The sequence below is a fragment of the Burkholderia sp. HI2500 genome (genome assembly GCF_002223055.1).
Lineage (GTDB): Bacteria > Pseudomonadota > Gammaproteobacteria > Burkholderiales > Burkholderiaceae > Burkholderia.
On the sequence record NZ_NKFL01000004.1, the window covers coordinates 579,377 to 602,864 of the forward strand.

At 64.7% G+C, this 23,488-nt stretch carries 21 protein-coding genes and 1 other RNA gene; 17 read left to right on the top strand and 5 right to left on the bottom strand.

Annotated elements, in window-relative coordinates:
• Nucleotides 1-182: 182 nt before the first annotated feature.
• The 4 genes from ssrA to ompA form a co-directional block, all read right to left on the bottom strand.
• Nucleotides 183-552: a transfer-messenger RNA gene (gene ssrA / locus CFB45_RS05265) on the bottom strand.
• A 17-nt stretch (nt 553-569) separates the two neighbouring features.
• Nucleotides 570-1,286 carry a phosphoglycolate phosphatase gene (gene gph / locus CFB45_RS05270; RefSeq protein WP_089424796.1) on the bottom strand — a complete coding sequence of 239 codons (717 nt, stop codon included), beginning with the start codon at nt 1,284-1,286 and terminating at the stop codon, nt 570-572.
• 13 nt (nt 1,287-1,299) lie between these two features.
• On the bottom strand, nt 1,300-1,998 hold the full coding sequence (gene ubiG / locus CFB45_RS05275; protein ID WP_089424797.1) for a bifunctional 2-polyprenyl-6-hydroxyphenol methylase/3-demethylubiquinol 3-O-methyltransferase UbiG: 699 nt from the start codon (nt 1,996-1,998) through the stop codon (nt 1,300-1,302).
• 154 nt (nt 1,999-2,152) lie between these two features.
• Nucleotides 2,153-2,821: an outer membrane protein OmpA gene (ompA, locus tag CFB45_RS05280; protein WP_006476579.1), complete on the bottom strand. Its 669-nt coding sequence runs from the start codon at nt 2,819-2,821 to the stop codon at nt 2,153-2,155.
• Nucleotides 2,822-3,360: 539 nt separating this feature from the next.
• On the opposite strand from ompA, the gene gyrA reads away from it, so the two are divergent.
• The 16 genes from gyrA to cysM all read left to right on the top strand — a co-directional run bounded on the left by gyrA (nt 3,361) and on the right by cysM (nt 21,094).
• Nucleotides 3,361-5,964, top strand: coding sequence for a DNA gyrase subunit A (gyrA, locus tag CFB45_RS05285; protein WP_089424798.1), 2,604 nt, complete (start codon nt 3,361-3,363; stop codon nt 5,962-5,964).
• 83 nt (nt 5,965-6,047) lie between these two features.
• Nucleotides 6,048-6,647: a DUF2059 domain-containing protein gene (locus CFB45_RS05290; protein WP_006486966.1), complete on the top strand. Its 600-nt coding sequence runs from the start codon at nt 6,048-6,050 to the stop codon at nt 6,645-6,647.
• 155 nt (nt 6,648-6,802) lie between these two features.
• Nucleotides 6,803-7,885: a 3-phosphoserine/phosphohydroxythreonine transaminase gene (gene serC, locus CFB45_RS05295; RefSeq protein WP_089424799.1), complete on the top strand. Its 1,083-nt coding sequence runs from the start codon at nt 6,803-6,805 to the stop codon at nt 7,883-7,885.
• Nucleotides 7,886-7,918: 33 nt separating this feature from the next.
• Nucleotides 7,919-9,001, top strand: coding sequence for a prephenate dehydratase (gene pheA, locus CFB45_RS05300; protein WP_069247429.1), 1,083 nt, complete (start codon nt 7,919-7,921; stop codon nt 8,999-9,001).
• Between the two features lie 186 nt (nt 9,002-9,187).
• The gene (locus tag CFB45_RS05305) at nt 9,188-10,114 is read left to right on the top strand and encodes a prephenate dehydrogenase/arogenate dehydrogenase family protein (protein WP_089424800.1); all 927 of its coding nucleotides are present in this window, start codon (nt 9,188-9,190) and stop codon (nt 10,112-10,114) included.
• A gap of 13 nt (nt 10,115-10,127) precedes the next feature.
• Nucleotides 10,128-11,432 carry a 3-phosphoshikimate 1-carboxyvinyltransferase gene (aroA, locus tag CFB45_RS05310; RefSeq protein ID WP_089424801.1) on the top strand — a complete coding sequence of 435 codons (1,305 nt, stop codon included), beginning with the start codon at nt 10,128-10,130 and terminating at the stop codon, nt 11,430-11,432.
• A gap of 13 nt (nt 11,433-11,445) precedes the next feature.
• Nucleotides 11,446-12,132: a (d)CMP kinase gene (gene cmk / locus CFB45_RS05315; protein WP_039343267.1), complete on the top strand. Its 687-nt coding sequence runs from the start codon at nt 11,446-11,448 to the stop codon at nt 12,130-12,132.
• A gap of 141 nt (nt 12,133-12,273) precedes the next feature.
• Nucleotides 12,274-13,986 (top strand): 30S ribosomal protein S1, encoded by a 1,713-nt coding sequence (rpsA, locus tag CFB45_RS05320; RefSeq protein WP_011544885.1) that lies wholly within the window; start codon nt 12,274-12,276, stop codon nt 13,984-13,986.
• 22 nt (nt 13,987-14,008) lie between these two features.
• Entirely contained in the window at nt 14,009-14,332 is a 324-nt protein-coding gene (locus CFB45_RS05325) for an integration host factor subunit beta (protein WP_006486894.1), read from the top strand.
• 210 nt (nt 14,333-14,542) lie between these two features.
• Complete coding sequence (locus CFB45_RS05330) at nt 14,543-14,836, top strand: lipopolysaccharide assembly protein LapA domain-containing protein (RefSeq protein ID WP_021157458.1); 294 nt, start codon at nt 14,543-14,545, stop codon at nt 14,834-14,836.
• A gap of 53 nt (nt 14,837-14,889) precedes the next feature.
• Complete coding sequence (gene lapB / locus CFB45_RS05335) at nt 14,890-16,062, top strand: lipopolysaccharide assembly protein LapB (protein WP_089424802.1); 1,173 nt, start codon at nt 14,890-14,892, stop codon at nt 16,060-16,062.
• A gap of 87 nt (nt 16,063-16,149) precedes the next feature.
• Nucleotides 16,150-17,550: a UDP-glucose dehydrogenase family protein gene (locus tag CFB45_RS05340; RefSeq protein WP_089424803.1), complete on the top strand. Its 1,401-nt coding sequence runs from the start codon at nt 16,150-16,152 to the stop codon at nt 17,548-17,550.
• Between the two features lie 7 nt (nt 17,551-17,557).
• Nucleotides 17,558-18,508 (top strand): D-glycero-beta-D-manno-heptose-7-phosphate kinase, encoded by a 951-nt coding sequence (rfaE1, locus tag CFB45_RS05345; protein ID WP_089424804.1) that lies wholly within the window; start codon nt 17,558-17,560, stop codon nt 18,506-18,508.
• Nucleotides 18,509-18,571: 63 nt separating this feature from the next.
• On the top strand, nt 18,572-19,564 hold the full coding sequence (gene rfaD, locus CFB45_RS05350; RefSeq protein ID WP_039343257.1) for an ADP-glyceromanno-heptose 6-epimerase: 993 nt from the start codon (nt 18,572-18,574) through the stop codon (nt 19,562-19,564).
• Nucleotides 19,565-19,638: 74 nt separating this feature from the next.
• Nucleotides 19,639-19,980, top strand: a complete 342-nt coding sequence (locus CFB45_RS05355; RefSeq protein ID WP_089424805.1) for a ComEA family DNA-binding protein — start codon at nt 19,639-19,641, stop codon at nt 19,978-19,980.
• 211 nt (nt 19,981-20,191) lie between these two features.
• Entirely contained in the window at nt 20,192-21,094 is a 903-nt protein-coding gene (gene cysM / locus CFB45_RS05360; protein WP_089424806.1) for a cysteine synthase CysM, read from the top strand.
• A 78-nt stretch (nt 21,095-21,172) separates the two neighbouring features.
• Here cysM and mltB read toward each other — a convergent pair whose 3' ends face one another.
• Nucleotides 21,173-22,516, bottom strand: coding sequence for a lytic murein transglycosylase B (gene mltB, locus CFB45_RS05365; protein ID WP_089424807.1), 1,344 nt, complete (start codon nt 22,514-22,516; stop codon nt 21,173-21,175).
• A gap of 43 nt (nt 22,517-22,559) precedes the next feature.
• Here mltB and CFB45_RS05370 point away from each other — a divergent pair, with 43 nt between their 5' ends.
• Nucleotides 22,560-23,483 (top strand): histone deacetylase family protein, encoded by a 924-nt coding sequence (locus tag CFB45_RS05370; RefSeq protein ID WP_089424808.1) that lies wholly within the window; start codon nt 22,560-22,562, stop codon nt 23,481-23,483.
• Nucleotides 23,484-23,488: the final 5 nt, after the last annotated feature.

A 23,488-nucleotide genomic window follows, 5' to 3' on the forward strand; every position in this document is an offset into this window, starting at 1 on the left:
GGGCTTCCAGCGAGGCGATCGGGGGTTCTCGATCAGAATTTCCGGGGAGAACCCCCGCGAGGACCCCCGGTTGGGGGTTGCTGTCAGTTGGAGAAGCTTGCGGAAGTTTGCAACAAAAAACCCCGCGAAGCTAGGCTTGGCGGGGCTCTCTGGTCAAACGTTGGAGACGTTTGGCGGGTATTTGGTGGAGGCGGCGGGAATCGAACCCGCGTCCAGAAGCGCTCCACGACTAGTTCTACATGTTTAGTTCAGTCATTTGATTTAACCGCAGCGACGCGGACGAACACGCTGCACTACGGCGATTCGCTAGGTTTTCGACCCTGGCGTCGCGACGCCGACAGGGCTTAACTGACGTAAATGACCTCTGGCGGTATTGCTACCGGTCTTGCGACACTAGCCCGTCAGTGAACTAGGCAGAGGACGGCGGCCCTTAGGCTGCCAGTGCGAACGTATCGTCGTTTGCAGTTACGATTTTCCCATTGATTAACGAGGTGACGGGTCCTCGACATGCCCTAGCCGCTTCACAACCCCTGTCGAAACCAGGTCGCCCCCGCGGATAAGATCAATCATTATAGCCCAACATCGCGCAGCAGTTCGCGCAGTTGCAGCGTCGTGTCGACGAGATGCTGCGCTTGCCAGTCGGCCGGCGCCGCGCCATCACCGCAATAGCCGTACGCCGCCGCGACCGTCGCCATGCCGGCGGCGCTGCCGGCTTGAATGTCGCGCAGGTCGTCGCCGACGTAGACGATGCGCGCAGGCGCGAGCGTCAACTGGTCGGCCGCATGCAGCAACGGGGCCGGGTGCGGCTTCGGGTGCGGCGTTGTGTCACCCCCGACGACGCAGGCGGCGCGCCGCGCGAGGCCGAGCAGGTCGACGAGCGGCGCCGTGAGCCGCATGGCCTTGTTCGTGACGATGCCCCAGCGCACGCCGCGCGCGTCGAGTTCGTCGAGCACGTCGTCGATGCCGGGGAACAGCGTCGTGTGCACGCATAGATCCGTCGCGTAGTTGGCCAGGAACTCGTCGCGCATCGCTTCATAACCGGGCGTGTGCGGATCGATGCCGAATGCACCGCCGAGCAGGCCGCGCGCGCCGGCCGAGGCTAGCGGCCGCAGCACGTCGAGCGGTGTCTCGGGCAGGTCGCGCACGCGTTGCATCTTGTTGACGGCGGCCGCGAGATCGGGGGCCGTGTCGGCGAGCGTGCCGTCCAGGTCGAACAGCACGGCATCGCAGTGCAGCAGGCGCGGTTCGTCGAGTGGTGCCCGCGCGGTCGAGAGGGGAGTCGTCATGCCGGTTGGAAGGTCACGCGCCGCGACGGCACGCGACGAGGTAGTTGATGTCGGCGTCGTTCGACAGCGCGAAGCGCTTGCCGATCGGGTGATACGTGATGCCCTTGATCTCCACGATGTGCAGATCCGTTGCCCGCACGAAGCTGGCCAGCTCCGACGGACGGATGAAGCGCGCGTAGTCGTGCGTGCCCTTCGGCAGCATTTGCGCGATGTACTCCGCGCCGATCACGGCGAACAGGTATGCCTTCAGGTTGCGGTTCAGCGTCGAGAAGAACACCCAGCCACCCGGCTTCACGAGCGTCGCGCAGGCGGCGACGATATCGCCGGGCGACGGCACGTGCTCGAGCATTTCCATGCACGTGACGACATCGTAGGTGCCCGGTTCGCGCGCGGCGATCGCTTCGGCCGCGATGGCCTCGTAATCGACCGAGATGCCGCTTTCGAGACTGTGCAGGTCGGCGACGCCGAGTGCTTCGGTCGACAGGTCGATGCCTTTCACCTGCGCGCCGAGTCCGGCCATTGATTCGGACAGAATGCCGCCGCCGCAGCCGATGTCGAGTGCGCGCTTGCCGGCGAGGTGCGCATGCGCATCGATCCAGCCGAGCCGGACCGGGTTCAGGTCGTGCAGCGGCTTGAATTCGGCATTCGGATCCCACCACCGATGGGCGAGGTCGCTGAATTTCTGGAGTTCGTGCGGGTCGGCGTTGGTCATGTCGGCAAACGGGCTACGGAAGGAGGGCGGTGCTGCGATTCGTCAGCCCCGAGTATATAAGAAGCGGACGAGCGGCGAAGCGGCGAGCGCCTGGACGGGCGTCAAAGAAAAAGCCCCGCCGGAGCGGGGCTTTGAAGCAGTCGAAAACCGCGGCTTAGTTTGCCGGAACGGTCGTCTTCTGCACTTGCTGCGTACCAACCACTTCCACTTCCACGCGGCGATCCGGTGCGAGGCAGGCGATGAGTTGCTTGCGGTTCTTCTGGTTGCAGCCAGTCGTAACCGGGTTGCGCTTGCCCTTGCCTTCCGTGTAGATCTTGTTGGCCGGCACACCCTTGCTGACCAGGTACGACTTCACGGCTTGCGCACGGCGCAGCGACAGACGGTCGTTGTACTTGTCCGAACCGATGCGGTCCGTGTAGCCCGTTGCGACGACCACTTCCGTGTTCATGCCTTCGATCTTCGAAGCCAGTTCGTCCAGCTTTTGCTTGCCCAGCGGCTTGAGCGTTGCCTTGTCGAAGTCGAACAGTGCGTCAGCTTGATACGTGATCTTCTGGCTCGTGATAGCCGGAGCGACCGGAGCGACCGGCGGCTGCGGTGCCTGGGCGACCAGTGCGCCATCGCACTTCGCGTTGGCGGTGGCCGGCGTCCAGAACGCATCGCGCCAGCAGAGCTCGTTCGTACCGTTCATCCACACCCATTCGCCCGTGCCGTTGACCCAGTTGTCATTGACGGCTTGGCGCGACGCCGGCACCGACTGTGCCGAAGCGGATGCAGCCATAACTGCGGTAGCTGCAATGAACGCGAGCTTTGAAAGTTTATTCATATTTCTCCTCTCGAAATTGAGATTACCGCAGGTTTACTGCGAGCCTGTTGACGGTGACAAGTCATACATTGCTCGAAGTATAACATTGGTGCGGCACAAAAAACGCGGCGCCGCCTCTGTGTAGACTTCGAGCAGCGTCTAACTTTCAGTGCGTTGGCATTTTGCCATATCGTTCCCTTCCTACGAAAAAAAATCCTCCCCACCCCAAGATCGCTTCAACTTTGTGGTGCATGCGCAACACTGGCCTGCCGTAACTTTTAGAAATTGTCAAGAGTGTGGCGGCGAAATTGCGCCGATGAATGCAGTTGTTTACTCGTGCGCGAGGAACGCGTGACGCGGCAATCGTCTGTGATGACGAGTCGGGGGCGATTGCGATGTGCCATTGCGGCCGATTCGCCGACGCCGCGATTTTTGCTATTCATATATAGAGGGGGCGAATTGGCGGCTGATGGGCGCATGTTAGAATCTCGCGTTGCGTTGCGCATGCAGCGCCCACGCGAAAGGCGTTCGCCGTCTTCGCTCCGAAACGATACGGATACATGGATCAATTCGCCAAAGAGACCCTGCCCACCTCCCTAGAAGAGGAAATGCGCCGTTCGTATCTCGATTACGCGATGAGCGTGATCGTCGGACGTGCCCTCCCGGATGTCCGCGATGGCCTGAAACCCGTGCACCGGCGCGTGTTGTTCGCGATGCACGAACTGAACAACGACTGGAACCGCGCGTACAAGAAGTCGGCGCGTATCGTCGGTGACGTGATCGGTAAGTACCACCCTCACGGTGACACCGCGGTCTACGACACGATCGTGCGGATGGCGCAGGACTTCTCGCTGCGCTACATGCTGATCGACGGGCAGGGCAACTTCGGCTCGATCGACGGCGACAATGCCGCGGCGATGCGTTACACCGAAATTCGCATGGCGAAGATCGGTCACGAGCTGCTCGCCGACATCGACAAGGAAACGGTCGATTTCGAGCCGAACTACGACGGCAACGAAATGCAGCCGTCGGTCCTGCCGTCGCGCATCCCGAACCTGCTGATCAACGGCTCGTCGGGTATTGCGGTCGGCATGGCGACCAACATCCCCCCGCACAACCTGAACGAAGTCGTCGACGCGTGCCAGCACCTGCTGGGCAACCCGGAAGCGACGATCGACGAGCTGATCGAGATCATCCCGGCGCCGGATTTCCCGACGGCCGGCATCATCTACGGCGTCGCCGGCGTGCGCGACGGCTATCGCACCGGGCGCGGCCGCGTCGTGATGCGTGCTGCCACGCACTTCGAGGAGATCGACCGCGGCCAGCGGATGGCGATCATCGTCGACGAGTTGCCGTACCAGGTGAACAAGCGCTCGCTGCTCGAGCGGATCGCCGAGCTCGTCAACGAGAAGAAGCTCGAAGGCATCTCCGACATCCGCGACGAGTCCGACAAGAGCGGCATGCGCGTCGTGATCGAGCTCAAGCGCGGTGAAGTGCCGGAAGTGGTGCTGAACAACCTGTACAAGGCGACGCAGCTCCAGGATACGTTCGGCATGAACATGGTCGCGCTCGTCGACGGCCAGCCGAAGCTGCTGAACCTGAAGGAAATCCTGCAGTGCTTCCTGTCGCATCGACGCGAAGTGCTGACGCGCCGCACGATCTACGAACTGCGCAAGGCCCGCGAACGCGGCCACGTGCTCGAAGGTCTCGCGGTCGCGCTCGCGAACATCGACGAGTTCATCGCGATCATCAAGGCCGCGCCGACGCCGCCGATCGCGAAGGCGGAGTTGATGGCGAAGCCGTGGGATTCGTCGCTCGTGCGCGAGATGCTCACGCGTGCCGAGAGCGAGAACGCGGCGGCCGGCGGCCGCTCCGCGTATCGCCCGGAAGGCCTGAACCCGGCGTTCGGCATGCAGGCCGACGGGCTGTACCGCCTGTCCGACACGCAGGCCCAGGAAATTCTGCAGATGCGTCTGCAGCGCCTGACCGGCCTCGAGCAGGACAAGATCATCGGCGAGTACCGCGAAGTGATGGCCCAGATCGCCGACCTGCTGGACATCCTCGCGCGCCCCGAGCGGATCACGACGATGATCGGCGAGGAGCTGACCTCGGTGAAGGCCGAGTTCGGCGACGCGCGCCGCTCGAAGATCGAGCTGAACGCGACCGAGCTGAACACCGAAGACCTGATCACGCCGCAGGACATGGTCGTCACGATGTCGCATGCGGGCTACGTGAAGTCGCAGCCGCTGTCCGAGTACCGTGCGCAGAAGCGTGGCGGTCGCGGCAAGCAGGCGACGCAGATGAAGGAAGACGACTGGATCGAGACGCTGTTCATCGCGAACACGCACGATTACATCCTGTGCTTCTCGAACCGCGGCCGCGTGTACTGGGTCAAGGTCTATGAAGTGCCGCAGGGCTCGCGCAACTCGCGCGGCCGCCCGATCGTCAACATGTTCCCGCTGCAGGAAGGCGAGAAGATCAACGTCGTGCTGCCGGTCAAGGAATTCTCGGCCGACAAGTTCATCTTCATGGCAACGTCGCTCGGCACCGTGAAGAAGACGCCGCTCGAGGCATTCAGCCGTCCGATGAAGAAGGGCATCATCGCGGTCGGTCTCGACGAAGGCGACTTCCTGATCGGTGCGTCGATCACCGACGGCGCGCACGACGTGATGCTGTTCTCCGACTCCGGCAAGGCCGTGCGCTTCGACGAAAACGACGTGCGTCCGATGGGTCGCGAGGCGCGTGGCGTGCGCGGCATGCAGCTCGAGGACGGCCAGCAGGTCATCGCGCTGCTGGTTGCCGGCAGCGAGGAGCAGACGGTGCTCACCGCGACCGAGAACGGCTACGGCAAGCGCACGCCGATCACCGAGTACACGCGTCACGGCCGCGGCACGAAGGGTATGATCGCGATCCAGACGTCCGAGCGTAACGGCAAGGTCGTGGCTGCAACGCTCGTCGATGCCGAAGATCAGATCATGCTGATCACGACGGCCGGCGTGTTGATTCGCACCCGTGTCTCGGAGATTCGCGAGATGGGGCGTGCCACGCAAGGTGTTACACTCATCAGTCTCGATGAGGGTACCAAGCTCTCTGGCCTGCAGCAGATCGCGGAGGCCGAAGAGGGAGAGGGCGAAGCCGACGAGGCGTCGGACGGCGAAGCCTGAAGAACGGATGAGACTCTAGCCGCCGCAGGCGCGAAGCGCCGCGGCCGGCGAGCAACCATTCATATTTCCAAAAGGGAGTGATGATGCAAAAGCAATTCAAGCAACTGGTTCTGCTGGCTGCACTGGTGCCGACGTTCGCGATGGCGCAAGCGCTGTCGAATTCCGCACCGGCAGCTCCGGCAGCAGCTGCGCCGATCGACGCCGACAAGAAGGCAGCGATCAAGGATCTGCTCGACGCGATCGACGCGCCGAAGCTCGTGTCGGCAATCGGCAACAGCGCCGAAATGCAGGCCAAGCAACTCGTCCCGGCAATCCTGTCGGACGCGCTGTCGGAAAACAAGACGCTGAACGACAAGCAGAAGCAGGCTGCCGTTCCGACGCTGCAGAAGAACGCGGTGCCGAAGCTGGTTGACGGCGCAGGCAAGGTGTTCGGCACGCAACAGTTCCAGAGCGACGCGATGTCGGCTCAGTACGACGCCTACGCGAAGTACTACAGCACGTCGGAGATCAAGGATCTGACGACGTTCTACAAGAGCCCGACGGGCCGCAAGTTCATCCAGGTTCAGGATCAGGTCGGTCGCGACGTGGTCAACGGCCTGATGCAGAAGTACATGCCGCAAGCTATCCAGGCAACGCGCACGCAGGCTGACAAGGAAGTCGCAGCAGTCAAGCCGGGCAAGTAAAGCCGTCCGGGCACGCCCCCGGCCGTTCGGCCGGGTTTGGCGGGAGCCTGACGACAGTGCGATAATGGCCGTTTGCGCGCGAGCGCAAGCGGCCATTTCTTTTCTGGCGCGTTCTGCCGGCGGCGAGCCGGTCGCGTCCCTCCGAGGTTTTCACGATGCGCGTCTTTAATTTCTCCGCCGGCCCTGCGGCGATGCCCGAGGAAGTGCTGCGGCAAGCGGCCGACGAAATGCTCGACTGGCATGGCAGCGGCATGAGCGTGATGGAGATGAGCCATCGCGGCAAGGAATTCATGTCGATCCACGAGGCCGCGCTGACCGACCTGCGCGACCTGCTCGGCGTGCCGGCCAGTCACCGGATCCTGTTCCTGCAGGGCGGCGGTATCGCGGAAAACGCGATCGTCCCGATGAACCTGCTCGGGTCGCGCACGACGGCCGACTTCGTCGTCACGGGCTCGTGGTCGCAGAAGTCGTTCAGCGAAGCGAAGAAATACGGCACGCCGCATCTCGCCGCAACCGGCAAGACGGAAGACGGCTTCACGCGTGCGCCCGCGCGCGCCGAATGGCAGCTGTCGGACGATCCGGCCTACGTGCATCTGTGTACCAACGAGACGATCGACGGCGTCGAGACGTTCGAGATTCCCGATCTCGGTGACGTGCCGCTGGTCGCGGATGTCTCGTCGCACATCCTGTCGCGTCCGCTGGACGTCGCGAAGTACGGCGTGCTGTTCGGCGGCGCGCAGAAGAACATCGGGATGGCCGGCGTGACGCTCGTGATCGTGCGCGAGGATCTGCTCGACCGTGCGCTGTCGATCTGCCCGTCCGCGTTCGAATGGAAGACCATCGCAGCGAACAACTCGCTGTACAACACGCCGCCCACCTACGCGATCTACATCGCGGGCCTGGTGTTCCAGTGGCTGAAGCGGCAGGGTGGCCTCGAAGCGATCGAGGCCCGCAATATCGAAAAGGCGAAGCTGCTCTACGACACGATCGATGCGAGCAGTTTCTATCTGAACAAGGTCGAGCCGGCAGCACGTTCGCGGATGAACGTGCCGTTTTTCCTGGCCGACGAAACGCGCAACGAAGACTTCCTTGCCGGCGCAAAGGCGCGCGGGCTGCTGCAGCTGAAGGGCCACAAGTCCGTCGGCGGCATGCGGGCGTCGATCTACAACGCGGTGCCGCTCGAGGGCGTGAAAGCGCTCGTCGAGTACATGAAGGACTTCGAGCAGCGCGGCGCCTGACGGCGGCGCTGTTCAAACAGCACGGCAAAACGCATGGACGACGAACTGAATTCCCGCCTGAAACCGCTGCGCGATCGCATCGATGCGATCGATGCGCAGCTGATCGCGCTCCTGAACCAGCGCGCCGCGGTGGCGCTGGAGGTGGGCGAGGTCAAGAAGCATTTCAACGCGCCGGTGTTCCGGCCGGAGCGCGAGCTGCAAGTGATCGCCCGGCTGCAGGACATGAGCGCGGGGCCGCTCGCGAGCGAGCATATCAGCGCCATCTGGCGCGAGATCATGGCCGCGAGCCGCGCGCTCGAGCAGACGATCCACGTCGCGTTCCTCGGGCCGGTCGGCACGTATAGCGAGCAGGCGATGCTCGAGTATTTCGGCCAGTCGATCGAAGGGCTGCCGTGCCCGTCGATCGACGAGGTGTTCCGCTCGGTCGAGGCCGGCGCGTCCGCGTTCGGTATCGCGCCGGTCGAGAATTCGACCGAAGGCGCCGTGTCGCGCACGCTCGACCTGCTGCTGCAGACGCAATTGCTGATCAGCGGCGAACTCGCGCTGCCGATCCATCACAACCTGCTGACGCAGAGCGGCACGCTCGACGGCGTGAAGCGCGTCTGCGCACACGCGCAGGCGCTTGCGCAATGCCAGCAGTGGCTTGCGGCGAATGCGCCGCAGCTCGAGCGGCAGGCGGTGGCGAGCAACGCGGAGGCTGCGCGTCTCGCGGCGGCCGATCCGACCGTCGCGGCGATCGCGGGCGACCGCGCGGCCGCACACTACGGCTTGCAGATCGCGTTCTCGCTGATCCAGGACGATCCGCACAACCGCACGCGCTTCGTGATCATCGGCAAGCAGCCGGCCGGGCAGAGCGGTCACGACCAGACGTCGCTGATCGTGTCGGTGAAGAATGAACCGGGCGCCGTGTTCAAGCTGCTCGAGCCGCTCGCGCGGCACGGCGTGTCGATGACGCGCTTCGAGTCGCGTCCGGCGCGCGTCGGCACGTGGGAGTACTACTTCTACATCGACATCGAAGGGCACCGGGACGATGCGTCGGTTGCGGCCGCGCTCGCGGAACTCGGCCAGAAGGCCGCGTTCCTGAAGATACTCGGGTCGTATCCGCGCGCACGCTGATGCGTGGCGGCCCGTGGCCTGTTCGCGCAGGCGTTGCGGCCACGCGGGCAGGGCAGGCCGATCGGTGCTGCCGAAGGCGGGTTCGGGCGGCATCCGGCGCAGGTTGCGCCGGGTGCGGGCCCGTGGCCCGGAATCTGGAATTCCGCGTGCGGGGCGTCGTCCTGCGCGCGTAACTTGGCTCTAGTCGTGTCAGGCTTTGCATTCAACAAACTGGTCATCTTCGGCGTCGGCCTGATCGGCGGATCGCTGGCCCGCGCGTTGCGCGAGCGCGCGCCGGGCGGCGCGGGCGAGGTTGTCGGCGTGGGCCGTTCGCGTGCTTCGGTCGAGCGTGCGCTCGCACTCGGCGTGATCGACCGCGCGGCGGCGCTCGACGACGACGCGCAATTGCGCGACGCGCTGACGGGTGCCGATCTGGTGCTGCTGGCTGCACCTGTCGCGCAGACGGGCCCGCTGCTCGCGCGCATCGCGCCGTGGCTTGAAGCGGCGACGATCGTCACCGATGCAGGCAGCACCAAGTCCGATGTCGTTGCGGCCGCGCGCGAAGCGCTCGGCGCGCGGATCGCGCAGTTCGTGCCGGGTCACCCGATCGCCGGCCGCGAGTCGAGCGGCGTCGAGGCCGCGTTGCCGGATCTGTACGTCGGCCGCAACGTCGTGCTGTGCCCGCTGCCGGAGAACGCACCCGAATCCGTTGCGCGGATCGATGCGATGTGGCGTGCAACGGGCGCCGACGTGCGCACGATGAGCACGGAGCAGCACGATCGCGTATTCGCGTCGATCAGTCATCTGCCGCACGTGCTGTCGTTCGCGCTCGTCGAGCAGATCCTCGGCGAGGCCGACGCGGAACTGAAATTCTCGTACGCGGCGGGCGGCTTCCGCGATTTCACGCGCATCGCGGCGTCGAGCCCGGAGATGTGGCGCGACGTGTGCGTCGCGAACCGCGCGGCGCTGCTCGATGAGCTCGATGGCTACACGCGTGTGCTCACGCGGCTGCGCGCGGCGATCGACGCCGGCGACGGCGCGGCGCTCGAAGCGGTGTTCACGCGCTCGCGCGCTGCCCGCAAGGCATGGCAGGAGCGTGGCGGTACGCCCGCTGCCGAACCGGTCAAGAAATAACAGGACGATTCCCATGGACTATCTCGATCTCGGCCCGTACTCCAGCGCATCGGGCACCGTGCGCCTGCCCGGCTCGAAAAGCATTTCGAACCGCGTGCTGCTGCTCGCGGCGCTTGCCGAAGGCGAAACGACGATCACCAACTTGCTCGATTCCGACGACACGCGCGTGATGCTCGACGCACTCGGCAAGCTCGGCGTGAAGCTCGCGCGTGATGGCGACACCTGCGTCGTGGCGGGCACGCGCGGCGCATTCACCGCGAAGACGGCCGACCTGTTCCTCGGCAACGCGGGCACGGCCGTGCGGCCGCTGACCGCCGCGCTCGCGGTGAACGGCGGCGACTATCGCGTGCACGGCGTGCCGCGCATGCACGAGCGGCCGATCGGCGACCTCGTCGACGGTCTGAGGCAAGTCGGCGCGCAGATCGACTACGAGTTGAACGAAGGCTACCCGCCGCTGCGGATCAAGCCGGCGAGCATTTCCGTCGACGCGCCGATCCGCGTGCGCGGCGACGTGTCGAGCCAGTTCCTCACGGCGTTGCTGATGACGCTGCCGCTCGTGAAGGCGAAGGACGGCAAGATCGTCGTCGAGGTCGATGGCGAGCTGATCTCGAAGCCGTACATCGACATCACGATCCGGCTGATGGAGCGCTTCGGCGTGACCGTCGAGCGCGACGGCTGGCAGCGCTTCGTCGTGCCGGCCGGCGTCCGCTATCGCTCGCCGGGGCGGATCATGGTCGAGGGCGACGCGTCTTCCGCGTCGTACTTTCTCGCGGCCGGCGCGCTCGGCGGCGGCCCGCTGCGCGTCGAAGGCGTGGGGCGAGCGAGCATCCAGGGCGATGTCGGCTTCGCGAACGCGCTGATGCAGATGGGCGCGAACGTGACGATGGGCGACGACTGGATCGACGTACGCGGCATCGGCCACGACCACGGCAAGCTCGAGCCGATCGACATGGACTTCAACCTGATCCCCGATGCGGCGATGACCATCGCGGTCGCGGCGCTGTTCGCGAACGGCACGAGCACGCTGCGCAACATCGCGAGCTGGCGCGTGAAGGAAACCGACCGCATCGCCGCGATGGCGACCGAGCTGCGCAAGGTCGGCGCGATCGTCGAGGAAGGCCCCGACTACCTCGTCGTCACGCCGCCGGAAAAGCTCACGCCGAACGCGGCGATCGACACGTACGACGATCACCGGATGGCGATGTGCTTCTCGCTCGTCAGCCTGGGCGGCGTGCCCGTGCGGATCAACGATCCGAAGTGCGTCGGCAAGACGTTCCCCGACTATTTCGACCGCTTCGCCGCGCTCGCCAAAGCCTGACCCCACTGTTCTGATGAAATCGACCCGACCCTTTCACCCGACTCCCGTCATCACGATCGACGGCCCGACTGCTTCCGGCAAGGGCACCGTCGCCGCGCTCGTCGCCGCGCATCTTGGCTTCCACCTGCTCGACAGCGGCGCGCTGTACCGGCTCGCCGCGCTCGCGAGCGTGCGCTATGGCATCGAGGCTGAGGACATCGACGCGCTGGTGAAGCTGATCGACGATCTCCACATCACGTTCCGCGAAGGCTGCGCGCAGCTCGACGGCGTCGATGTGTCGAACGACATCCGCGCCGAAGCGGTCGGCAACCGCGCGTCGGCGATCGCCGTGCACGGGCCGGTGCGCACCGCGCTCGTCGCGCGCCAGCGCGCGTTCCGCAAGACGCCGGGCCTCGTTGCGGACGGGCGCGACATGGGTACCGTGATCTTCCCGGACGCCGTGCTGAAGGTGTTCCTGACGGCCAGCGCCGAGGCGCGCGCGACCAGACGGCATAAGCAATTGATGCAAAAAGGTTTTTCTGCTAATATAGATGACTTGCTCCGGGATCTTCGTGAACGTGACGCGCGCGACAGCAATCGCGCGGCCGCGCCGCTTAAGCCCGCAGCAGATGCCAAGCTGCTCGACACATCGGCGCTTTCGGTCGATGAAGCGGTCGACCAGGTGCTGCAGTGGTACCGGGCGCTCGGCCAGCCGGCCTGAGAAGGCGGGCAGCGGTAGGTGTTCCGTGCGTAATTGCGGAGCGTGTTTCGAACCCTTAACCCCGTGTGGACCTCGATCTGGCCCTTTCAGCCTGCCATTCCGGCCGGCGTGGCACAGCGATCCATGCACAATCAGATTTTTATGTCCGACCTGCAAACCTCTACCCCGAATACTGAATCTTTCGCGGCTCTGTTCGAAGAGTCGCTGACCCGCCAAGACATGCGCGCCGGCGAAGTGATTTCCGCCGAAGTCGTGCGCGTCGACCACAACTTCGTGGTCGTCAATGCAGGCCTGAAGTCCGAGGCTTACATTCCGATCGAGGAATTCCTGAACGATCAGGGCGAGGTTGAGGTGCAGTCGGGCGATTTCGTGTCCGTCGCGATCGACGCACTCGAAAACGGCTACGGCGACACGATCCTGTCGCGCGACAAGGCGAAGCGCCTTGCATCGTGGCTGTCGCTGGAAAAGGCGCTCGACAACAACGAACTCGTCACCGGCACGATCACCGGCAAGGTGAAGGGCGGCATGACCGTGATGGTCAACGGCATCCGCGCGTTCCTGCCGGGTTCGCTGGTCGACACGCGTCCGGTCAAGGACACGACCCCGTACGAAGGCAAGACGCTCGAGTTCCGCGTGATCAAGCTCGATCGCAAGCGTAACAACGTCGTGCTGTCGCGTCGTGCAGTGATCGAAGCAACCCAAGGCGAAGAGCGCGCGAAGCTGCTCGAGACGCTGAAGGAAGGCGCGATCGTCAACGGCGTGGTCAAGAACATCACCGATTACGGCGCGTTCGTCGACCTCGGCGGCATCGACGGCCTGCTGCACATCACCGACATCGCATGGCGTCGTGTGCGTCACCCGAGCGAAGTCCTGTCGGTTGGCCAGGAAGTCACCGCGAAGATCCTCAAGTTCGACCAAGAGAAGAACCGCGTCTCGCTGGGCATCAAGCAACTGGGCGACGATCCGTGGGAAGGCATCTCGCGCCGTTACCCGTCGGGCACGCGCCTGTTCGGCAAGGTCACGAACATCACCGACTACGGCGCATTCGTCGAAGTGGAATCGGGCATCGAAGGCCTCGTCCACGTGTCGGAAATGGACTGGACCAACAAGAACGTTGCTCCGTCGAAGGTTGTCCAGCTGGGCGACGAAGTCGAAGTCATGGTCCTCGAGATCGACGAAGACCGTCGTCGTATCAGCCTCGGCATGAAGCAGTGCAAGCCGAATCCGTGGGATGACTTCAGCCGCAACTTCAAGAAGGGCGACAAGATCACGGGCGCAATCAAGTCGATCACCGACTTCGGCGTGTTCATCGGTCTGCCGGGCGGCATCGACGGCCTGGTCCACCTGTCGGACCTGTCGTGGAGCGAAGCTGGCGAAGAAGCGGTTCGCAAGTACAAGAAGGGCGACGAAGTCGAAGCAATCGTGCTCGGTATCGACGTCGAGAAGGAACGTATTTCGCTCGGCATCAAGCAGCTCGAAGGCGACCCGTTCAGCAACTACGTTGCAATGAACGACAAGGGCTCGATCGTCGACGGCGTCGTGAAGACGGTCGATGCGAAGGGTGCGGTCGTTACGCTGACGGGTGACATCGAAGGCTACCTGCGCGCGTCGGAAATCTCGCAGGATCGCGTCGAAGACGCACGCAACGTGCTGAAGGAAGGCGACAAGGTCAACGCGATGGTGATCAACATCGATCGCAAGTCGCGCGGCATCAACCTGTCGATCAAGGCGAAGGATTCGGCTGAACAACAGGAAGCGATCCGCGGCCTGCAGTCGGACTCCAGCGCTGCTGCGACCGGTACGACCAACCTCGGCGCGCTGCTGAAGGCGAAGCTCGACGGCCAGAACCAGTAAGCCTCACGAGGTCTGCTGAAGTATGACCAAATCCGAGTTGGTCGCGCAGCTGGCATCGCGATTTCCGCAACTTGTCCTCAAGGATGCGGATTTCGCGGTGAAAACGATGCTCGATGCGATGTCTGACGCCCTGGCGAAAGGGCATCGCATTGAAATTCGGGGTTTCGGCAGCTTTGGCCTCAACCGTCGCCCGGCGCGCGTCGGACGCAACCCGAAGTCAGGGGAGAAAGTGCAGGTGCCCGAGAAGTTCGTGCCGCACTTCAAGCCTGGCAAGGAATTGCGCGAACGCGTCGACGGCCGCGCCGGTGAACCGCTGAAGGCTGATGATCCGGACGACGAGCGTTAAGCGTCATCCGGTTTGCCCGGAACCTATCCGGCGAAGGCTGAAAAGAAAAGCGCCCCTTGCGGGCGCTTTTTTCATTTCCGGCGATCATCGCGCAACGGCGGCACGCAGGATCTGCGCAGCCGCGGAAACGCATCCTTTACAATACGGGTCGATTCGGTGCGACGAAGGGGAGTCGCGCGCCGCGGCAAACCTCAACAAAGAGAGGGCTTCATGAAGTTTATCGTCTGGCTGATCCGGGTATTGGTGTTCGTACTGCTGCTGGTGCTTGCGCTGGCCAATACGCAAACCGCGACGCTGAATTTCGTTGCCGGCTATTCATGGCAAGCGCCGCTGATCCTGATCGGCCTGGCGTTCTTCGCCGTGGGGCTGCTGGCCGGCTTGCTGTCCGCGCTGCCTTCGATCTTCCGCCTGCGTCTCGAGAACGGGCGCCTGAAGCGCGATCTGCGTGCGGCGCGCGAAACGCCGGCCGTCATCGACCAGCCGCCGATGCCGCCCGTCATTTAACACGGACGCCGCGCGATCATCGCGCGGTTTTCGTCTCTGCTTCGATATTTCGCATGGATCTGGATTTCTGGTGGTTGCTCGCGATTCCGGTTGCGTTCGCGCTCGGTTGGGCGGCGTCACGCTATGACCTGAAGAATCTCCTGTCGGAGAGTGCCAACCTGCCGCGCTCGTATTTTCGCGGCCTGAATTTTCTGTTGAACGAACAACCCGACAAGGCGATCGATGCGTTCATCGAGGTCGCCAAGCTCGATCCCGAGACGGTCGAGCTGCACTTCGCGCTCGGCAACCTGTTTCGCCGCCGCGGCGAGACCGATCGCGCGATCCGCGTGCACCAGAACCTGCTGAGCCGCACGGACCTGCCGGTCAACGAGCGCGACCACGCGCTGTACGAGCTCGGCCAGGATTTCCTGAAGGCCGGGCTGCTCGATCGTGCCGAAGAGGCGTTTCACAAGCTCGCCGACGGCGATTACGCGCTCGGCGCGCAGCGGGCGCTGCTGACGATCTACGAGATCGAGAAGGACTGGAACAAGTCGATCGATACGGCGAAGCGCATCGAGTCGATGAGCGACAAGCCGCTTGGCGTCGAAATTGCCCAGTTCCACTGCGAACTCGCGCAGGACGCGCTGCAGCGAAAGAACGCGGCAGCGGCCGCCGAACAGCTGCGCCTGGCGCTGGCCGTGAACCCGCAGAACGTGCGCGCGACGGTGCTGTCCGGCGACGCGGCGGAAGCCGAGGGCAACCACGCGGCTGCGATCGAGCACTGGAAGCGCGTCGAGGCGCAGAATCCGGCGTATCTGCCGCTCGTCGCCGACAAGCTGATGAAGGCGTACGTCGCGCTCGGCAAGCATGCCGAAGGCGCCGAGCTGCTGATGGGGTATATCGACCGCTATCCGTCGAACGACCTGCTCGACATCGCGTACCAGCACATCGCTGGGTTGCGCGGCCAGGATGCCGCGCACACGCTCGCGCGCACGCAGATGGAGAAGTCTCCGAACCTGTCGGGGATGCTGCATCTGCTCGATGCGCAAATCGCCGCGGCCGACGAACCGCGTCGTAAGGAACTTGAAATGATGCGTGCGCTGATCAAGCAGCGCACGAAGAATCTGCCACGATATACGTGCCAGAATTGCGGTTTCCGGGCACGGCTCTTCTATTGGCAGTGCCCCGGATGCAGCGGCTGGGAAACCTATGCGCCGCGCCGCGTCGAACCTGCGATGCCGGGCTGATCCCGGCGAGCGGAAACGCGCTGCGGTTGTCGCCGGGCTCGTCCCGGCGGCCAAGTTAGTCAATTACCGGGAAGTACCGGAACATCTATGAAAATCACCATCATCGGCACCGGCTATGTCGGTCTCGTCACGGGCGCCTGTCTCGCGGAGATCGGTCACGACGTCTTCTGTCTCGACGTCGATCAGCGCAAGATCGACATCCTGAACAACGGCGGGATGCCGATTCACGAACCGGGGCTGCTGGACATCATCACGCGCAACCGCGCGGCGGGGCGCCTGCGCTTCTCGACCGATATCGAGGCGAGCGTCGCGCACGGCGAGATCCAGTTCATCGCCGTCGGCACGCCGCCCGACGAGGACGGCTCGGCCGACCTGCAGTACGTGCTCGAAGCCGCACGCAACATCGGCCGCCACATGACGGGCTTCAAGGTGATCGTCGACAAGTCGACAGTGCCGGTCGGCACCGCGCAGCGCGTGCGCGGCGTGGTCGACGAGGCGCTTGCCGCCCGCGGTCTGGCAGGCAGCGTCGCGCATCGCTTCTCGGTCGTGTCGAACCCGGAGTTCCTGAAGGAAGGCGCCGCGGTCGAAGACTTCATGCGTCCGGACCGGATCATCATCGGCGTCGACGACGACGAGACGGGCACGATCGCGCGCGAGAAGATGAAGAAGCTTTACGCGCCGTTCAATCGCAACCACGAGCGCACGATCTACATGGACGTGCGTTCGGCCGAATTCGCGAAATATGCGGCGAACGCGATGCTCGCCACGCGCATCTCGTTCATGAACGAGATGTCGAATCTGGCCGACAAGGTCGGCGCCGACATCGAGGCCGTGCGCCGCGGGATCGGCTCCGATCCGCGCATCGGCTATCACTTCCTGTACGCCGGCGTCGGCTACGGCGGCTCGTGCTTCCCGAAGGACGTCCAGGCGCTGATTCGCACGGCCGGCGAGAACGGCCAGCCGCTGCGCATCCTGGAGGCCGTCGAGGCGGCCAACTATGCGCAGAAGGACGTGCTGATCAGCAAGATCGAGCAGCGCTTCGGCGCCGACCTGACCGGCCGCGAGTTCGCGGTCTGGGGCCTGGCGTTCAAGCCGAACACCGACGACATGCGCGAGGCGCCGAGCCGTCGCCTGATCGCCGCGCTGCTCGAACGCGGCGCGACCGTGCGTGCGTACGATCCGGTCGCGGTCGACGAGGCGCGGCGCGTGTTTGCGCTCGATTTCGGCACCGATCCGGACGCGCTGGCGCGGCTGCATCTCGTCGAGACGCAGGACATCGCCGTGACGGGCGCGGACGCGCTCGTGATCGTGACCGAGTGGAAGGAATTCCGGAGCCCCGACTTCACGCGCCTGAAGGCCGAACTGAAGGCGCCGGTGATCTTCGACGGTCGCAACCTCTATGAGCCGGATGCGATGGCCGAACTGGGCATCGACTACTACGCGATCGGCCGGCCGTATGTCGATCCCCAGTCGTCCACCCGTGGCTGACCACACGATGAATACTCTCCGCGAAGTCGTTCCGGTGCCGCGCGAGCAGATCGCGCGCTCGCGCGTGCTTGTCGTCGGCGACGTGATGCTCGACCGTTACTGGTTCGGCAACGTCGATCGCATTTCGCCTGAGGCACCGGTGCCGGTCGTGCACGTGCAGCGTCAGGAAGAGCGCCTCGGCGGTGCGGCCAACGTCGCACGCAACGCCGTGACGCTCGGCGGCCAGGCCGGATTGCTGTGCGTCGTCGGTTGTGACGAACCCGGCGAGCGGATCGTCGAGCTGCTCGGCAGCAGCGGCGTGACGCCGCATCTCGAGCGCGACCCGGCGCTGCCGACCACGATCAAGCTGCGCGTGCTCGCGCGCCAGCAGCAACTGCTGCGCGTCGACTTCGAGGCGATGCCGACGCACGAGGTGCTGCTCGCGGGGCTCGCGCGCTTCGATGCGCTGCTGCCGCAGCACGACGTCGTGCTGATGTCGGATTACGCAAAAGGCGGCCTGACGCACGTCACGACGATGATCGAGAAGGCGCGTGCGGCCGGCAAGTCCGTCCTCGTCGACCCGAAGGGCGACGACTGGGCACGCTATCGCGGCGCGTCGCTGATCACGCCGAATCGCGCTGAACTGCGCGAAGTGGTCGGGCAGTGGAAGTCGGAAGACGATCTGCGCGCGCGCGTCGCGAAGCTGCGCGCGGAACTCGACATCGACGCGCTGCTGCTCACGCGTTCGGAGGAAGGGATGACGCTGTTTTCCGCCACTGGCGAACTGCACGCACCGGCGCTCGCGCGCGAGGTGTTCGACGTGTCGGGCGCGGGCGATACCGTGATTGCAACGGTCGCGACGATGCTCGGCGCGGGCGTGCCGCTCGTCGACGCCGTCGTGCTCGCGAATCGCGCGGCAGGCATCGTGGTCGGCAAGCTCGGCACGGCCACGGTGGACTACGACGAACTGTTTCACTGAGCGCATGCGGTGGCGCGACGAGCGCGCCGCACGCATGGCTCGCACTTTTCAGGCAGGACGATCATGACCCTCATCGTCACCGGCGCAGCCGGTTTTATCGGCGCGAACATCGTCAAGGCGCTCAACGAGCGCGGCGAAACGCGCATCATCGCAGTCGACAACCTGACGCGTGCGGACAAGTTCCGGAATCTCGTCGATTGCGAGATCGACGACTATCTGGACAAGACGGAATTCGTCGAACGTTTCGCGCGCGGCGATTTCGGCAAGGTACGCGCGATTTTCCACGAAGGCGCCTGTTCGGACACGATGGAAACCGACGGCCGCTACATGATGGACAACAACTTCCGCTACAGCCGCGCGGTGCTCGACGCCTGCCTCGCGCAGGGCACGCAGTTCCTGTACGCGTCGTCGGCCGCGACCTACGGTGGATCGACGCGCTTCGTCGAGGAGCGCGAGGTCGAGGCGCCGCTGAACATCTACGGCTATTCGAAGTTCCTGTTCGACCAGGTGATCCGTCGCGTGCTGCCGACCGCGAAGAGCCAGATCGCCGGCTTCCGCTATTTCAACGTGTACGGCCCGCGCGAGACGCACAAGGGGCGCATGGCGTCGGTCGCGTTCCACAACTTCAACCAGTTCCGTGCGGAAGGCAAGGTGAAGCTGTTCGGCGAGTACAACGGCTATGCACCGGGCGAGCAGACGCGCGACTTCGTGTCGGTCGAGGACGTGACGAAGGTGAACCTGTTCTTCTTCGATCATCCGGAGAAGTCGGGCATCTTCAACCTCGGCACCGGCCGTGCGCAGCCGTTCAACGATATCGCGTCGACGGTCGTGAACACGCTGCGTGCGCTCGACAACCAGCCGCCGCTGACACTCGCGCAGCAGGTCGAGCAAGGGCTGATCGAATACGTGCCGTTCCCCGACGCACTGCGCGGCAAGTACCAGTGCTTCACGCAGGCCGATCAGACGAAGCTGCGCGCGGCCGGTTACGACGCGCCGTTCCTGACCGTGCAGGAAGGCGTCGACCGCTATGTGCGTTGGCTATCTGGCCAGGTTTAAGCGGAAGCGTTGCATCGATAGACTGGGTCTCACGGTCGGCAGCCGCCGGCCGTTTTTCATCGGAGATCCAGCACATGATCAGGAAATGGTTGGCCGCAGCGGCAATGCTCGGCACGATCGCGTCGGCCTGGGCGGCCGTTGACGTCAACACCGCGAACGAGGATGCGCTCGTCGGCATCAAGGGCATCGGCCCGGCACGGGCGAAGGCGATTCTCGACGAACGCGGCGCACGCGGTCCGTTCAAGAATGCGGAAGATCTCGCGTCGCGCGTGAAAGGCATGGGCGGCCATACCGTCGAGCGGCTTCAGCGGGAAGGCCTGACGGTCGGTGCGGCCGGCACGGGTGCCACGCCGCCCGCACCGGGCAAGCCGCCCGGCAAGCCCGCGGCACCACCTGCCCGCACGGCACAGAAGTAACGCGACGCGCGCGACCGACAACGAGCTCCTTCAGTCGCCGTCATTGCGACGGCTTCCCGCGGCATGCCGCGGGTTTTTTGCGTGGGCGCGGTGTAGGCGGCGGCGTGTTGCACGGCACGCGTATTCCATCGTCGCAATGGGGTTGCCGGCGTGAGCAGCGGTGCTGGTTTACAATCGATCGATTGATCGGCCTCGTACTCACGGTATCTCCATGGCTTACAAAACTATCGAAGACACGATCGGCAATACGCCGCTCGTCCAACTGGTCCGCTTGCCGGACGATGAAATTCGCGCGCGCAACAACGTGGTGCTCGCGAAGCTCGAAGGCAACAATCCGGCGGGCTCCGTGAAGGATCGTCCGGCACTGTCGATGATCAGCAAGGCCGAGGCGCGCGGGCGCATCAAGCCGGGCGATACGCTGATCGAGGCGACGAGCGGCAATACGGGTATCGCACTTGCGATGGCAGCGGCGATCCGCGGCTACAAGATGGTGCTGATCATGCCGGAGGACCTGTCGGTCGAGCGCCGCCAGAGCATGGCTGCCTACGGCGCCGAAATCATCCTGACGCCGGTGAAGGGCGGGATGGAGCTGGCACGCGATCTCGCGGACCAGATGCAGCGCGAAGGCAAGGGCGTGATCCTCGACCAGTTCGCGAACCCCGACAATCCGATTGCGCACTACGAAGCGACCGGCCCGGAAATCTGGCGCGATACCGAAGGGCGCATCACGCACTTCGTGTCGGCCATGGGCACGACGGGCACGATCATGGGCACGTCGCACTATCTGAAGGAACAGAATCCGGCAATCGAGATCGTCGGTGCGCAGCCGGAAGACGGTTCGCGCATTCCGGGCATCCGCAAGTGGCCGGAAGCGTACATGCCGACCATCTTCGATCGCAGCCGGGTCGACCGCGTCGAGAGCGTGAGCCAGGCCGCGGCGGAAACGATGGCGCGCCGGCTCGCGTCGGTCGAAGGCATCTTCGCGGGCATTTCGTCGGGCGGCGCATGTGAAGTCGCGATGCGCATCGCGCGTCAGGTCGAGAATGCGACGATCGTGTTCATCATCTGCGATCGCGGCGACCGCTACCTGTCCACGGGCGTGTTTCCTGCCTGAACGCAGGCAGGTGCGCGCAGCGCGCATGCGATAAAAAAGCGCCGCTAGTGCGGCGCTTTTTCTTTGAGCGGTTGGTGCTTATTGCGACTCGGTGTCGGCGGTGGCCGGCTGAAGTGCGCCGCTCGCTTCCATCTGCGCCTTCACCGCCTCGCCAAGCTGGTACACGGTGAGCGCGTAGAAGAAGCTGCGGTTGTAGCGCGTCAGCACATAGAAATTCTTGAGGCCGAGCATGTACTCGGTCGCACGCCCCGGCGACGGCAGGTCGACCACCGTCACGGGGGTACCGCCTTCGGTCGTAATGTTGACCGTCGGCTCGTTCAGCGTCATGCCCGCGCGCAGCAGTTGCGACAGCGCCCAGTGCGGTTCGGGCTGGCCGTCGGCGGCGGCCTGGGCGATCCCCAAGCTGCCCGTGTCGGGCGTGATCTGCCAGACCACCGGGCGGTCGGTTTCCCAGCCGTGCTGCTTCAGGTAGTTCGCGACGCTGCCGATCGCATCGACAGGACTGCTGCGCAGGTCGACATGGCCCGTGCCGTCGAAGTCGACCGCGTATTCGCGGATGCTGCTCGGCAGGAACTGTGGAATCCCGATCGCGCCTGTATACGAGCCGAGCACGGTGGTCGGGTCGAGCTGGTTGTCGCGCGTCCAGACCAGGAAATCCTCGAGGTTCTTGCGGAACGTCGCCTGGCGGCTGTCGCGATTCGGCGTATCCGGATAGTCGAACGTGAGCGTCGTCAGCGCGTCGAGCACGCGGAAATTGCCCATGTAGCGGCCGTAGATCGTCTCGACGCCGATGATGCCGACGATCACCTCGGGCGGCACGCCGAATTGCTCGGACGCGCGCTGCAGCGTTGCCTGGTTCGCCTTCCAGAATTTCACGCCCGCGTTGATGCGGATCGGCTCGATGAAGCGCGAGCGGTAGACGCGCCAGTTCTTGACCGTCGGCGACGGGGCCGGCTTCACGAGCTTGACCGCTGTCGCCGAATAGCTGATGCGCGAGAACAGCGCATGCAAGCTGGCGGAGTCGAAGCCGTTGCGGCTGACCATCTCGTCGATGAACGCATCGACCTTCGCGTTGTTCGCGTAACGCTGCGGAACAATTTCCTCTTCGAAGGTCTGGCCTTGCGGCGTCGGCTGCTGCGGCTGGGCCTGCGCGACGAGCTTGCCCGTGGACTTTGCGGGTTGCGTCTGCGCGCCGGCAGGCGCGGTGCCGAGGGCCGCGACCACAGCGGCCGCGACGAGCGGCACGCGAGTACGGAACAGCGCGGAGAGAAGGGCGGCAGGCTTGCTGGAATTCATGTCGAAGCGGGCGGACAAGGCGATTGGGTTCGGCGCAGTATACCCGACGGATCCGGCGCGCCGGGGCGTGGCGGGCCCCCGTTGTGGTAAGTTAGCGGCGAATTCGCGGCAGACGATGGACATCATTGATGGAGACCTGCGGCGCACCGTGCGCCGCGGATGACAGCTTATGGCAACCGCTTTCTATACGCACCCCGACTGCATGCTGCACGAGATGGGGGAATGGCATCCGGAATGCCCGGCCCGCCTGTCGGCGATCCAGGACCAACTGATCGCGAGCCGCATCGACGACCTGATCGTGCACGAAACCGCGCCGTTCGCGAGCGAGGTCGCGTTGGGCCGGGTGCATACGCAGGCGCACATCGACTACATCCGGAGCATGACGCCGGTCGACGGTTACGTCGAGATCGATCCCGATACGCTGATGAACCGCGATACGTGGCGTGCAGCCCTGCGCGCGGCCGGTGCCGCGATCGCGGCGACCGACGCGGTGATCGAAGGCCGCTATGCGAATGCGTTCTGCGGCGTGCGCCCGCCTGGCCACCATGCGGAGCCCGCGCGTGCGATGGGTTTCTGCTTCTTCAACAACGTCGCGATCGCCGCGCGGCATGCGCTCGACGTACACGGTCTGGAGCGCGTGGCGATCATCGATTTCGACGTGCATCACGGCAACGGCACCGAGGCCGCATTCGCGAATGACGAGCGCGTGCTGATGTGCAGCTTCTTCCAGCATCCGCTGTACCCGTTCTCGGGCGCCGATCACCAGGCGCCGAACATGGTCAACCTGCCGATGCCCGCGCGCAGCAACGGGATGGCGATCCGCGAAGCCGTCGACATGTTCTGGCTGCCGCGCCTCGATGCGTTCAAGCCGCAGATGCTGTTCGTGTCGGCGGGTTTCGATGCGCATCGCGAGGACGATATCGGCAACCTCGGCCTCGTCGAAGCCGACTTCGAATGGCTGACCGCGCAGATCGTCGACGTGGCGCGCCGGCATGCGCAGGGCCGCATCGTGAGCTGCCTCGAAGGCGGCTACAACCTGTCAGCGCTCGGGCGCAGCGTCGTCGCACACCTGCGCGTACTGGCCGGGATCTGATTGCC

Bases quoted from the DNA above. Each gene is read 5' to 3' on its own strand.
- rfaE1 (WP_089424804.1), top strand. From the start codon at position 17,558: ATGAATACTCTCCGCGAAGTCGTTCCGGTGCCGCGCGAGCAGATCGCG.
- gyrA (WP_089424798.1), top strand. From the start codon at position 3,361: ATGGATCAATTCGCCAAAGAGACCCTGCCCACCTCCCTAGAAGAGGAA.
- CFB45_RS05370 (WP_089424808.1), top strand. From the start codon at position 22,560: ATGGCAACCGCTTTCTATACGCACCCCGACTGCATGCTGCACGAGATG.
- cysM (WP_089424806.1), top strand. From the start codon at position 20,192: ATGGCTTACAAAACTATCGAAGACACGATCGGCAATACGCCGCTCGTC.
- CFB45_RS05325 (WP_006486894.1), top strand. From the start codon at position 14,009: ATGACCAAATCCGAGTTGGTCGCGCAGCTGGCATCGCGATTTCCGCAA.
- CFB45_RS05330 (WP_021157458.1), top strand. From the start codon at position 14,543: ATGAAGTTTATCGTCTGGCTGATCCGGGTATTGGTGTTCGTACTGCTG.
- serC (WP_089424799.1), top strand. From the start codon at position 6,803: ATGCGCGTCTTTAATTTCTCCGCCGGCCCTGCGGCGATGCCCGAGGAA.
- mltB (WP_089424807.1), bottom strand. From the start codon at position 22,516: ATGATGTCCATCGTCTGCCGCGAATTCGCCGCTAACTTACCACAACGG.
- lapB (WP_089424802.1), top strand. From the start codon at position 14,890: ATGGATCTGGATTTCTGGTGGTTGCTCGCGATTCCGGTTGCGTTCGCG.
- cmk (WP_039343267.1), top strand. From the start codon at position 11,446: ATGAAATCGACCCGACCCTTTCACCCGACTCCCGTCATCACGATCGAC.
- ompA (WP_006476579.1), bottom strand. From the start codon at position 2,821: ATGAATAAACTTTCAAAGCTCGCGTTCATTGCAGCTACCGCAGTTATG.
- pheA (WP_069247429.1), top strand. From the start codon at position 7,919: ATGGACGACGAACTGAATTCCCGCCTGAAACCGCTGCGCGATCGCATC.
- CFB45_RS05355 (WP_089424805.1), top strand. From the start codon at position 19,639: ATGATCAGGAAATGGTTGGCCGCAGCGGCAATGCTCGGCACGATCGCG.
- rfaD (WP_039343257.1), top strand. From the start codon at position 18,572: ATGACCCTCATCGTCACCGGCGCAGCCGGTTTTATCGGCGCGAACATC.
- CFB45_RS05290 (WP_006486966.1), top strand. From the start codon at position 6,048: ATGCAAAAGCAATTCAAGCAACTGGTTCTGCTGGCTGCACTGGTGCCG.
- ubiG (WP_089424797.1), bottom strand. From the start codon at position 1,998: ATGACCAACGCCGACCCGCACGAACTCCAGAAATTCAGCGACCTCGCC.
- aroA (WP_089424801.1), top strand. From the start codon at position 10,128: ATGGACTATCTCGATCTCGGCCCGTACTCCAGCGCATCGGGCACCGTG.
- CFB45_RS05340 (WP_089424803.1), top strand. From the start codon at position 16,150: ATGAAAATCACCATCATCGGCACCGGCTATGTCGGTCTCGTCACGGGC.
- gph (WP_089424796.1), bottom strand. From the start codon at position 1,286: ATGACGACTCCCCTCTCGACCGCGCGGGCACCACTCGACGAACCGCGC.
- rpsA (WP_011544885.1), top strand. From the start codon at position 12,274: ATGTCCGACCTGCAAACCTCTACCCCGAATACTGAATCTTTCGCGGCT.